The organism is Ruegeria sp. AL3, from assembly GCF_056536065.1.
The window spans coordinates 1,610,732-1,623,057 of the sequence record NZ_JBQFJG010000001.1 but is presented as its reverse complement, the minus strand read 5'-3'; the positions used below and the strand labels follow the sequence as shown (position 1 = coordinate 1,623,057).

At 57.2% G+C, this 12,326-nt stretch carries 10 protein-coding genes, 2 tRNA genes and 1 rRNA gene; 8 read left to right on the top strand and 5 right to left on the bottom strand.

Features of this window, described 5'->3' with window-relative positions:
• Positions 1-124: 124 nt before the first annotated feature.
• From ACR3E6_RS08215 to ACR3E6_RS08205, 3 genes are all read right to left on the bottom strand, one after another.
• Positions 125-200, bottom strand: a tRNA-Ala gene (locus tag ACR3E6_RS08215).
• 31 nt (positions 201-231) lie between these two features.
• Positions 232-308, bottom strand: a tRNA-Ile gene (locus tag ACR3E6_RS08210).
• A 213-nt stretch (positions 309-521) separates the two neighbouring features.
• Positions 522-1,977: ribosomal RNA gene (locus ACR3E6_RS08205) — 16S ribosomal RNA — on the bottom strand.
• Between the two features lie 829 nt (positions 1,978-2,806).
• Between ACR3E6_RS08205 and ACR3E6_RS08200 the strand changes: the two genes are divergently transcribed.
• The 4 genes from ACR3E6_RS08200 (at position 2,807) to ACR3E6_RS08185 (ending at position 6,722) form a co-directional block, all read left to right on the top strand.
• Positions 2,807-3,556: a 5-oxoprolinase subunit B family protein gene (locus ACR3E6_RS08200; RefSeq protein ID WP_480486657.1), complete on the top strand. Its 750-nt coding sequence runs from the start codon at positions 2,807-2,809 to the stop codon at positions 3,554-3,556.
• Positions 3,553-4,551: a 5-oxoprolinase subunit C family protein gene (locus ACR3E6_RS08195; protein ID WP_209835342.1), complete on the top strand. Its 999-nt coding sequence runs from the start codon at positions 3,553-3,555 to the stop codon at positions 4,549-4,551. The genes ACR3E6_RS08200 and ACR3E6_RS08195 overlap by 4 nt, the downstream gene beginning before the upstream one ends.
• A 12-nt stretch (positions 4,552-4,563) precedes the next feature.
• Positions 4,564-5,325 carry a LamB/YcsF family protein gene (locus ACR3E6_RS08190; RefSeq protein ID WP_171725053.1) on the top strand — a complete coding sequence of 254 codons (762 nt, stop codon included), beginning with the start codon at positions 4,564-4,566 and terminating at the stop codon, positions 5,323-5,325.
• A gap of 149 nt (positions 5,326-5,474) precedes the next feature.
• Positions 5,475-6,722, top strand: a complete 1,248-nt coding sequence (locus tag ACR3E6_RS08185) for a hypothetical protein (protein WP_480486655.1) — start codon at positions 5,475-5,477, stop codon at positions 6,720-6,722.
• 57 nt (positions 6,723-6,779) lie between these two features.
• On the opposite strand, the gene ACR3E6_RS08180 is transcribed toward ACR3E6_RS08185, so the two are convergent.
• Both ACR3E6_RS08180 and ACR3E6_RS08175 read right to left on the bottom strand, forming a co-directional pair.
• On the bottom strand, positions 6,780-8,174 hold the full coding sequence (locus tag ACR3E6_RS08180; protein ID WP_210093701.1) for a D-alanyl-D-alanine carboxypeptidase family protein: 1,395 nt from the start codon (positions 8,172-8,174) through the stop codon (positions 6,780-6,782).
• Positions 8,175-8,453: 279 nt separating this feature from the next.
• Positions 8,454-9,155 (bottom strand): HAD family hydrolase, encoded by a 702-nt coding sequence (locus ACR3E6_RS08175; protein WP_171637982.1) that lies wholly within the window; start codon positions 9,153-9,155, stop codon positions 8,454-8,456.
• Positions 9,156-9,248: 93 nt separating this feature from the next.
• On the opposite strand from ACR3E6_RS08175, the gene clpS reads away from it, so the two are divergent.
• From clpS to hemF, 4 genes are read left to right on the top strand one after another with little or no spacing between them, the layout of a single operon-like run.
• Positions 9,249-9,590 (top strand): ATP-dependent Clp protease adapter ClpS, encoded by a 342-nt coding sequence (gene clpS / locus ACR3E6_RS08170; RefSeq protein ID WP_152456986.1) that lies wholly within the window; start codon positions 9,249-9,251, stop codon positions 9,588-9,590.
• Between the two features lie 42 nt (positions 9,591-9,632).
• Positions 9,633-10,598: a class I SAM-dependent methyltransferase gene (locus tag ACR3E6_RS08165; RefSeq protein ID WP_171725057.1), complete on the top strand. Its 966-nt coding sequence runs from the start codon at positions 9,633-9,635 to the stop codon at positions 10,596-10,598.
• Between the two features lie 36 nt (positions 10,599-10,634).
• A complete protein-coding gene (locus ACR3E6_RS08160; protein ID WP_171637986.1) occupies positions 10,635-11,435 on the top strand; it encodes an SDR family NAD(P)-dependent oxidoreductase in 801 nt (266 codons plus the stop codon).
• Between the two features lie 5 nt (positions 11,436-11,440).
• Positions 11,441-12,325, top strand: a complete 885-nt coding sequence (gene hemF, locus ACR3E6_RS08155; protein WP_480486652.1) for an oxygen-dependent coproporphyrinogen oxidase — start codon at positions 11,441-11,443, stop codon at positions 12,323-12,325.
• Position 12,326 lies beyond the last annotated feature (1 nt).

Here is a 12,326-nt window from a genome sequence, read left to right as displayed (position 1 = left end):
ACGGTTAAGAACCCAAAGGTGCTTAACGATCTGATCGAAGCGATATGGTGGAGCCACCGCCAATCAACTTGACGATTGGCGCATCAAAAATCCCAGGCTTCACCATGACGAGCGAAGTGAGGAATGGTGGAGCCTAGGAGGATCGAACTCCTGACCTCCTGAATGCAAATCAGGCGCTCTCCCAGCTGAGCTAAGGCCCCATAAAAATCGCCCTTTGCTCCGCAAATGGCTTGGTGGGTCGAGGAGGACTTGAACCTCCGACCTCACGCTTATCAGGCGTGCGCTCTAACCACCTGAGCTACCGACCCAGTTGATTTTGCAAAGCAAAATCGACGTTGCCCGACAGGCGCTTTTGCTCGCAAAAGCTGCCGAGAGGGCCAGACCTCACAGCGTGCAGGCCTGATGTGTTCTGAAGAGATATGAGGACGGCTCGGTCCATGAGTTTGATCAACTTTGTTTGTTGATCTTCTGCTAAGTGTATCACGAGATTTGCGAACAAATCTAACTAGATACATCCTTAGAAAGGAGGTGATCCAGCCGCAGGTTCCCCTACGGCTACCTTGTTACGACTTCACCCCAGTCGCTGATCCTACCGTGGTCCGCTGCCCCCAAAAGGTTAGCGCACGGCCGTCGGGTAGAACCAACTCCCATGGTGTGACGGGCGGTGTGTACAAGGCCCGGGAACGTATTCACCGCGTCATGCTGTTACGCGATTACTAGCGATTCCGACTTCATGGGGTCGAGTTGCAGACCCCAATCCGAACTGAGATGGCTTTTGGGGATTAACCCACTGTCACCACCATTGTAGCACGTGTGTAGCCCAACCCGTAAGGGCCATGAGGACTTGACGTCATCCACACCTTCCTCCCGCTTATCACGGGCAGTTTCCCTAGAGTGCCCAGCCGAACTGCTGGCAACTAAGGATGTGGGTTGCGCTCGTTGCCGGACTTAACCGAACATCTCACGACACGAGCTGACGACAGCCATGCAGCACCTGTCACCAGGTCACCGAAGTGAAAGACCCATCTCTGGGCCGGTCCTGGGATGTCAAGGGTTGGTAAGGTTCTGCGCGTTGCTTCGAATTAAACCACATGCTCCACCGCTTGTGCGGGCCCCGTCAATTCCTTTGAGTTTTAATCTTGCGACCGTACTCCCCAGGCGGAATGCTTAATCCGTTAGGTGTGTCACCGAATAGCATGCTACCCGACGACTGGCATTCATCGTTTACGGTGTGGACTACCAGGGTATCTAATCCTGTTTGCTCCCCACACTTTCGCACCTCAGCGTCAGTATCGAGCCAGTGAGCCGCCTTCGCCACTGGTGTTCCTCCGAATATCTACGAATTTCACCTCTACACTCGGAATTCCACTCACCTCTCTCGAACTCTAGACCGATAGTTTTGGAGGCAGTTCCGGGGTTGAGCCCGGGATTTCACCCCAACTTTCCGATCCGCCTACGTGCGCTTTACGCCCAGTAATTCCGAACAACGCTAACCCTCCGTATTACCGCGGCTGCTGGCACGGAGTTAGCCGGGGTTTCTTTACCTGCTACCGTCATTATCTTCACAGGCGAAAGAGCTTTACGACCCTAAGGCCTTCATCACTCACGCGGCATGGCTGGATCAGGGTTGCCCCCATTGTCCAAGATTCCCACTGCTGCCTCCCGTAGGAGTCTGGGCCGTGTCTCAGTCCCAGTGTTGCTGATCATCCTCTAAAACCAGCTATAGATCGTAGGCTTGGTAGGCCATTACCCCACCAACTACCTAATCTAACGCGGGCTAATCCTTTGGCGATAAATCTTTCCCCCGAAGGGCACATACGGTATTACTCTCCGTTTCCAGAGGCTATTCCGTACCAAAGGGTATATTCCCACGCGTTACTAACCCGTCCGCCGCTCACCCCGAAGGGCGCGCTCGACTTGCATGTGTTAGGCCTGCCGCCAGCGTTCGTTCTGAGCCAGGATCAAACTCTCAAGTTGAAAGGCTATTGCTAACCTATCCTTGACGTTCGAACCTCTGCACATCTCATCAGGAGGCTAATCCTGATGAAGTCTTCTGTTTGATGTACACAGATTTCCTAAGAAATCAGTGAACCACTCAAACAGTGAAGCTGACACTCTATAATCGGGCCGAAACCCTAAGAGCGCGATATACAGACATTCAATCCGTCGAAACGAACCAAACCGCCCACATATCTCTTCAGTTATCCATCAATGTCAAAGAGCAATACACCCAGAGCCAAAAACCAGACCGTTGCGCCAATCCCTCAGCGCGCCCGCCTAAATCCTAACCTCAGATGCCCCCGGTCTCTCCCGAGCGTAACCGCCGCTTCCGCCGCGTCCCAGCGCCTCAGCAGCGCCGGTGAAGGGGGTTCTAAGTATAACAAACAAATCCCGCAAGCGGAAAATGACGCCGCAGAGCATTTTTTTGAAAATTCTTAGATAACCATTTAAAAACAGCATATTACAAGCGTCGAAAGCTCACCTTTCCTGTGTCGGTCGGGACTCTCTCCATCGGATGGCCACGACACAACCCGGAAGACACAAGATGGCACTACTATATATAGGGAATCGACCGACACTGAACACAAGGCTGCGCGACTCAAGTCCGTGAATCGACTCGGGACTCTGCCAGAATCTGCATTGAAAACCTTAAAGGCCAGATTTCGAACTGCATCATGCCGAGGGGGCCTACATGTTTCCGACCACACCTTGAGTGTGCCAACATTCTGAACACCAATCTTGAACATCCCACCGAGATGAGTTCTGGTCTGGGACATTCGTTTTCGACTTCTTCAGCGAGACAGGCATGACGCGTCACCTTACGTTCCCACTGGTCAGAACCGTCGGATTTGACGGAGCGCTTGTCACATTTGCGGGCACGATGTCTGAGACAGCGAACCGAGCGGCGCTAGCCTTTCGATCTGAACTGGATCGGCTTCAATGGGCAGAGGTCACGGAATCTTCTGCCACGCTGGCCTCGGCATATGTCCGGTTCGATACGCAAAGCACCACCCACCAACAGATGCTGCACAAGCTTCAAGACCTCGTCGATCAGAAGGACTGGTACAGCACACCACTTCCAACAGGCCGCAGGCTGTGGCGAATTCCGACGGTCTATGGCACCGACCTTGCGCCCCAGCTGGACGATGCCGCTGCTGCTGCCGGTCTCGCGCCGGAAGAAGCAATACGGCGGCTTGGCCAGTCCCGCGTGCGGGTTTTGACGATAGGGTTCGCCCCCGGGCAACCCTACCTTGGGCCATTACCCCTCGAGTTCAATATTCCGCGGCTGCAAAACCTGACCCCCATGGTGCCCGAAGGCGCTCTGGTTCTTGCAATATCTCAGTTTGTCCTGTTTTCCGGGCCAACGCCAACCGGGTGGCGGCATGTCGGGCAGACGGCTTTTCGGTGTTTCCGGCCCGAGACGACCGAGGCATTCGCCCTCAAGCCTGGGGATGAACTGATATTCGAACCCATTTCCCGCGAAGACCTGGAACAAATCAGAGCCAAAAACGAAGATGGCACGGGCGGAGCAACCTGCGAGGAGATTGCGCCATGAGCCTGATCGTCCACCAGATCGGCCCGGCTTGCACCATCCAGGATCAGGGGCGCTCAGGTTATCTGGACCAGGGCCTGTCCCGGTCCGGGGCCGTCGATACACTGGCCCTTCATGAAGGCGCCGCATTGCTCGGCCAAAGCCCGGAACTTGCTGCGCTGGAAATGGCCGGAATGGGCGGCACGTTCGAGGCGGCACAGAACATGCGCATCGCATTGACCGGTGCGCAGATGCAGGCCAGCATTGATGGCAGCCCCGTGGCCTGGAATGCCTCGCATCACCTGAAGCCCGGACAACGGCTGGTCATCGGTGCGCTTCTGCAAGGCAATTACGGCTATCTTCATTTGGGGGGCGGTATCGATTCAGAGGTTTTTCTTGGATCTCGATCCGCGCACCTGACGGCACGGATCGGGCGAGCGGTGAAGCCGGGCGACCGGCTGACCTGTGGCGCGGAGGCAGGCGACGCTGGTTTGAAACTGCCCCCTTCCGAACGCTTCTCGGGTGGCGTTCTGCGTGTCGTCGCCAGCTTCCAGACGTCCTTGTTTGATGACGCAACGCTTGATCGGTTTGCGCGCACCTCATTCCATCGTGGCGCACGCGCCAACCGGATGGGGATGCAAGTCAACAGTGACGGCGACGGGTTTGCGGCCACTGGCCAACTGAACATCTTGTCCGAGGTTATTTCCCCGGGCGACATCCAGATGACCGGAACCGGAGACCCGTTCATCCTGCTGCCCGAATGCCAGACCACAGGAGGGTATCCCCGCATCGCGACCGTTCTGCCCTGCGACATGCCCCGCGCAGCGCAGACACCCGCGGGCGGAGCGATCACGTTCGAATTTGTCAGCATCGAGCAAGCCACGGAATTGCACGCGGCATTCATGGCGGATCTTGCCCGCCTGCCCTCGAAAGTCGAAGCGTTGGTGCGTAACCCGCATGACATCCCGGACTTGCTGTCCTACCAATTGATCAGCGGAGTGATTTCTGCCACCGACTAAGGAGATGTGCCGATGCCAAGCGTCGATCTGAATGCCGATATGGGGGAAAGCTTTGGCCCATGGAAAATGGGCGACGACGAAAGCCTTCTGAAGATCATCACCTCGGCCAATATTGCCTGTGGCTTTCATGCGGGTGATCCGGATGTAATGGCATCGACAATGAAGCTGGCAGCCGAGAATGGTGTCGGCATCGGGGCGCATCCCGGGTTTCCCGACCTGCAAGGCTTTGGCCGCCGGAACATGAAGCTGTCTCAGGACACCCTCCGCAATCTGGTGCGGTATCAGTTGGGCGCAGCCATGGGCATGGCCAATGCGGTTGGCACCAGAGTTCGCCATCTAAAGCTGCACGGCGCACTGGCCAATATGTGTTCGCTCGATGTCGATATGGCGCGGGCCTGCTATCAGGGCGCGCTGGACGTCGATCCCGACATCATCGTGATGGTTCTTGCCGTGACGAAACAAGAAGACGCCGTGCGCGAGCTGGGCTGCAAATGGGTGGGCGAGATTTTTGCCGACCGCGCCTACAATGACGACGGAACATTGGTTGACCGCAGCCTGCCCGGCGCGGTGATCCACGACGCGGATGTCGCAGGACCTCGCATCCTGAACATGGTCCGCGAAGGCGCGATCATCACCGAAAGCGGCAAGCGGCTGGAAACATCGATCGACACAATCTGCCTGCATGGTGACGGACCAACCGCGGTGCAGATCGCCCGTTCTGTTCGTGAAAGCCTGATCGGGGGCGGTGTCGAGGTGACGAAATTCACCCGCTGAACATCATGGGTTAACGTCGGCAACCCAAATTCACGACTGTTGCCCGTACAGGCCTCAGCGCCTAGCATGGCGGGCAAACGCATATTCTGAATACTACAATTTCAAACAATGCCTTGACCCATGGCGGGCAAGAGCAAGGAGGTCGTGGAATGTCATTTGATCTGATGTCTTATCAGCCCCGGGGCGACAAGAAGAACTCGGACTTCTTCAACGAATACCTTCCGAAGATTTACGAACGCCGGACAAGCTCGGGCATTCCGGATCAGGTCGGCGCGATGCGGGCCGTCATCATTCAGGTCGAACCCGACGCGGTGTTCGACACGATGGTCGAACTTTACGTGATGACACCCTATCGGCACACCGCCAGCTATCTGGGACGAACCCACAGAGTCTCGGTTCTGCATTCACATCCCGACTATCCTGCGCTGATCCTGATGGCGCCGCTCAGCCCCGGATTCGAAGACTTTATCCCCCGCATCAATCGCATGTATCCACTGGCGCGCAACACACCGCAGACGCGCTATGTAGGCGAGGTATTTGCTGCCTGTGATCTGGACGCGCTGACCCATGCACTTGAGGATCAGAACATACGTTTCGAATATCCCGGAGATACCGAGAACCCGTTCTACACATCGGACGGGTTCCGATTCACCACCCCGTCCGATTTCACCTGCAACCGCGTCGGGTATTCGACCCACGACTTTAACGACACCGACAGTCTGGGCCTTGGGGATCGCGTGTTGCTGAGCGACACGGAACAGGCCCGTCTGGAACAGGCCGCCGCCTTTGGAACCGAAAGCAAAATTGCCCCGCTGATGCTGGGAATCGACCATCTTGCGACGCGGGTCCTGGCGGGCGAGCGCGAGGATGCGATCCTCGAGTTTCTGACCATGGTGCCCTATTATTTCTGGGGCGCTTACAACATATTCGACATGAACTCATCGACCAACGTGAACCGCAACGGCAATGTGGACGATGACAAAAAATCTCCGGCCAAGGTATTCACCGCAAACAACACGCCATCCTTCGTCAACTCCTTCGCCAAACTGCCGATGCCGACCGAGGATTTCGTGCGCAATTTTGGCCGTCGTCTGCACCACATGGCCGTCGAGATTCAGGATGGCGATCACAGCGCCGGGGAAAAGAACGTCGATTTCGTTGTGAACACCCTGAAGGACAAGGGTGTGCCGTTCCTGGCCCATGTGGTGGGCGAGTGCAAAGACGACCCGAACCTGAAACAGATCTTCTCGAAACACTCCAAGCATACCCTGCTGATTACCGAGTATATCGAGCGGTGCCACAAATATGATGGGTTCTTCACCAAGGACAATGTCGCCGCCCTAACAGCCGCCGCCGGACAGGACGAACAATACCAGCACGGTCACGTTTTCGATTGAAAAAAGGGCTGCGGAATACCGCAGCCCAGACCCATTCAGGAGAGAATATGCCGAACCTTATGATGGCCCGATCATGAAACAGGTGACGTTGCGGGCCTGCAAACGGCGACAGGCCAGATCCGCCTGTTCGCGGGTCATGCCCTGAAAGGTTGCGTCAAACCCGCGCGCGCTTTGGTTCACTTTGCGCAGCGTGCCTTCCAGTGTGGTCATTTCCGACAATGCGGTTTTCAGCAAAACCTTCTCGGCCTCATACCGCGTGGTATAGCGCCCCACATTGACCCCCCACAGGTGCCCACCTGACGAAGACAGCCGAGTGACAACCTCCTGCTCAGGCTCTGGCTGCTTGGTGGAATCCGTCGAAGCCAGAACCAGATTGTCGGGGCGCAATGCCGGACGGGTATCGGATGTTTCCACCGGCGGTGCCGTTGGTGCGATATCCGCTTCGGCAATGGCCGCCGCGATCGCGCTGTTAATGCGTCCACGATTCTCATCAGCTGTCACAGCAACCGCGCTTGCGACTTGCGTCGACGCGGAGGGGCGCCGAACCGGGCGCAAACTGGATTTTGGCGCGCCGCTCACGCTGGCGACCTGCGTCCCGACACCCAATCCGGTATTTCCAGCATAGGCCGGTCGGGCAGGTTTGCGAATGGGCGCACGGGACGGGGCGCGGCGGAAACCCAAATCCAGAAGCTCGGCAACCTTGGCATTCCGAGAGGCGCCGGACTTTCCGCCGAAAACGGTGGCGATGATGCGTTCATCCTTGCGTTTTGCCGATGCCACAAGATTGAACCCCGCCGCACGGGTGTAACCGGTTTTGATGCCGTCGGCGCCTTTGTAGGCCGCCAGCAGGCGACGGTTGGTGTTGGGAACGGTTTTGATCCCTGCATGCGTCGATTGACGCGAGAAAAGGTTATAGTATTGCGGATAGTCATACAGCAGATGCCGACCCAGCGTGGTCATGTCACGTGCGGTCGAAAGATGCCCCGCCTCGGTCAAACCATGGGCGTTCTTGAAGGTCGTGCGGCTCATCCCCATCGCCTTGGCGGTTCGCGTCATACGACGCGCAAAAGCTGCCTCGGACCCGCTGATGGCAATACCGATGGCCGTGGCAGCATCATTGGCCGATTTCACAGCAGCCGCGCGGATGAGATAGCGAAAAGCAATTGTCTGACCAGCGCGCAGGCCCAGCTTCGACGGTGGCTCGGCTGCCGCCTTTTTGGTGATCCGAACCGGGGTATCCAGAGTGATCTCACCGTTCCGCACCGCTTCGAACGCGATATAAAGCGTCATCATCTTGGTCAGCGATGCCGGGTGAAGCCTTGTATCAGCATTGCGCGAATGCAGAACCTCTCCGGTTCGGGCATCAATCACCATCGCTGCGTAAGGTGCCGCCATGGACCTGAGCGGCGCAAACGCCAGCACGCACAACACCACTATGAGAAAAAAGCCCATTCGGGCCGGAACTGTCCGCCGAATCTGCACGATTTTTGCCTCTGTCTGCCTCGCGCCGCCGGGTATTCCCGGTCAGCAAAAATTATTTTATTATCGTAAACACTATCACAGAGACTTGGTGAAATAAACCGAAAGCTGAGCATTTCGCGGTTTCGTTAGGTTGCCTGAACTGGGCTATATCTAGACAAATACTGCCCAAAGCCCACCAGATGCGCGATTGAGGCAGAACTTGGTCAACACCCGGCAGGGTTTTCGTGGAACTGCGGCCAATAGGCAACATCACTTCAGGCTATGCACCAGATCGGCCAAACCGCCCAAATCCCTCAACTCCCGGAATCGGGGACTGTCGACCGGGGCTTCGGCATGCTCCACCTCCCAGACAAGGCCGTGCGGGACATGAACCCCCCAGCTTCCTGCCTGGATCGGAGCCACAACATCAGATCGCATGGAATTGCCAACCATCATCGCGCGCGCCGGGCCATCACCATGCCGCTCAAATATCGACCGGTAAGTTTCAGGGGTCTTTTCAGACACGATTTCCACTGCGTCGAACAGATCGCCCAGACCCGACTGGGCCAGTTTGCGTTCCTGGTCGATCAGGTCCCCTTTGGTAATCAAGACAACCCGGCACAAGCCTGTCATGCCTTCCACCGCGTCGCGGGCATGGGGCAACAGCTCGATCGGATAGGCCAGCATCTCTTGCCCGGCTTCGATCAATTGGCGAATGACCGAGGCCGGCACACGGTCATCCGTGACCTCGAGAGCGGTTTCGATCATCGACAGAACAAAGCCCTTGATGCCATAGCCATAGTGTCGAATGTTGCGCTTTTCGGCCGCCAGAAGCCGCTCCATCAGATGATCCTGGTCGGCATGATCGGCCAGCAGCTCGGCAAAATGCGCCTGCGTCAGCTGAAAAAAACGCTCATTGTGCCACAGGGTATCATCCGCATCGAAACCGATTGTCGTCAGCTTGTCAGTCATCTCGTTTACGTCCGCTTGCTCTTTTCACCGGCCATCCCCACGTTATATAAGCGCGAAGATAAACCCCAAAACTGAATCGGACAGTTGCCTACGATGCTGGAAAAGACCTGGATGATGTCTGACGAACCGGACGACGACAGCGACGCGTCCGTTCTGGTACAGACGCGCCCAAAAACCAAGCGTCCGCCTTTGTACAAGGTGCTGTTGCTGAACGACGATTACACGCCGATGGAATTCGTGGTTCATGTTCTGGAACGTTTCTTCGGCATGACCCATGCAGAAGCATTCGAGATCATGCTGACCGTGCATAAAAAAGGTGTGGCCGTCGTCGGGGTCTTCAGCCATGAAATTGCCGAGACCAAAGTTGGCCAGGTTATGGATTTCGCCCGCCGGCACCAGCACCCGCTGCAATGCACCATGGAACGCGAAGAATAAGGCTTTTCGCCTGACCCTCACACATATTTGCCGGAATTGCCCATGTCCCCTCGCCTGGAACTTGCATTGCAGAACGGCCTGTCGCTGTCGTCGCCCCTCAGCGTGATCTGCCCTGTTCCAACCCATGATCTGTCGGCGCTTCCCCATGCGGCGCAGGTGGTGCAGCCGTTCAAACCTTTTTATGACCATTTTGCCGCGCAGGGCTTTGACACGGTGCCCGAGGCAGAAAACCCTTGCGAGGATGCAATTGTGTTTTTGCCGCGGGCCAAGGCGCTTGCACGGGCGATGATCCATCTGGCCAGCTCACGAGCCCGCGGCGTTGTCGTGATCGATGGCGCAAAGACCGATGGCGTGGACAGCATTCTGAAAGATGTTCGCAAAAGGGTCTCGGTCGAAGGGCCTCTGTCCAAGGCACACGGAAAAATCTTCTGGTTTCAGGCTGACCCGCACAGCTTTGCAGATTGGGCTGCGCCAAAGACGCAGATCGTCGATGGGTACCACACGGCACCGGGTGTGTTTTCAGCGGACGGGATCGATCCCGCCTCGGCCATGTTGCTGAACGCCTTGCCTGCCAAGCTGGGGCCGCGCGTGGCCGATCTGGGTGCCGGGTGGGGGTATCTGACCGCAGAGCTTTTGAAGCGCGACAACCTTAAATCCGTGCATCTTGTCGAAGCAGACCACACGGCCCTTGCCTGCGCGCGCATCAACGCCTCTGACCCCAGGGCCCGGTTTTATTGGGCTGACGCCGTTACTTGGACGGCGCCAGAGCCATTGGACACGGTTGTAATGAACCCCCCGTTTCACACCTCACGCAGTGCCGACCCCACGCTGGGGCAGGGTTTCATCGCAGCAGCGGCACGCAATCTGACGCGCAACGGAACCCTATGGATGGTCGCCAATCGCCACCTTCCCTACGAAACCACTCTGAACGAACACTTCGCTCGGGTCGATGAAGCCGCCGGCGACAACCGGTTCAAGGTGTTTGACGCCTCTCGCCCTCGGCGATAAGGCCAGCTAACCTGCCCCCAATTCAGGAGGATTCGGATGTCCTTTTCCATCGCAGGCAAGACCGCAATCGTTACAGGCGGGGCCAATGGCATCGGGCTGGCCATAGGTCGGCATTTCGCGGATGCGGGCGCAAATGTCATGTTCGCCGATATAGATGAAAAACGTCTGGTCGATGAGCTGGGGGAACAGGCAGAAGACGGCAATATTCGGTATTTCGCAGGCGACCTGCGTGAAAAGCTGACCATTGCCAATTTGCTGTCGGCAACACTGGATGCGTTTGATCAGGTGGATATTCTGATCAACGGCGCGCGCCAGGTGATCCAGTCTGATCCGCTTGATCCCGATGACGACTCGATGCGCACCTTGCTGAACCAGAACCTGATGCCTGCGCTGCGGCTCAGCCAGTTGGTCGCAAAGCGTATGATCAAACAGGCCGGGGATGACGATGAGAGCCCTGCTGGATCGATCATCAACCTGTCGTCCATCGCGGCCCGCCGCACGCATCCGGACCTGATGGCCTATTCCGTGTCGACCGCCGCGCTGGACCAGATGACACGTTCACTGGCGGTGGCGTTGGCGCCGAACCGCATCCGGGTCAATTCGATTGCGCTCGGCTCGGTCATGAGTGCATCACTGCAATCGACGCTGAGAGAGAACCGGGAATTCCGCGACGATATCGAAAAGCACACACCGCTTGCCCGTATCGCGTCGGCCACTGAATTGACGGAAACCGCGCAGTATCTGGCATCGGATGCAGCCGGATTCATCACCGGCCAGATCCTGACAATCGACGGCGGCCGCACATTGCTTGACCCTGTTGCCGCACCTGCGCATTGAGACCCATGTTCGAAACAGAAAAAAACACCGCCTCTGCCTGGTTCCGCCAATTGCGCGACGACATCGTTGCCGCATTCGAAGCATTGGAGGACAGCCACGACACCGGCCCGTTTTCAGACGCAAAGCCCGGCCGCTTTGAAGTCAAGGAAACCAAACGCCAGTCCGAGGACGGCTATGACGCAGGGGGCGGTCTGATGTCCGTGATGCGCGGCGGGCGCGTGTTTGAAAAGGTCGGGGTCAATGTCTCGACAGTTTACGGGACCCTGGGCGAACGTGCACAACAGGCGATGGCAGCACGCAAAGGCATTCCCGGGATGACCGAAGACCCGCGTTTCTGGGCCTCGGGGATCAGTCTCGTGGCGCATATGCAGAATCCCCATGTCCCGGCGGTGCATATGAACACTCGGATGTTCTGGACCCCGCACGCCTGGTGGTTCGGCGGCGGATCGGATCTGAACCCCTGCATCGAATATGATGACGATACGGCGCATTTCCATGATACCCAAAAGGCTCATCTGGACCCGCATGGACCCGGACATTATCCACGCCTGAAAGAGTGGGCGGACGAATATTTCTATATCCCCCACCGCAAACGCGCACGCGGCGTGGGCGGTATTTTCATGGATGATTATTGCACCGGAGACTGGCAGGCCGATTTCGCCCTGACTCAGGATATCGGTCGGGCTTTCCTGCCCGCTTTCGTGCCATTGGTTGAAAAACGGCGCGCACAGGGTTTCTTGGACGCCGACAAAGACACCCAGCTGGTGCATCGCGGTCTTTATGCGGAATACAATCTGGTCTATGACCGCGGCACCAAGTTCGGACTGGAAACCGGACATGATCCGGACGCGGTTCTGATGAGCCTGCCACCGATGGCGAAATGGGTCTGAC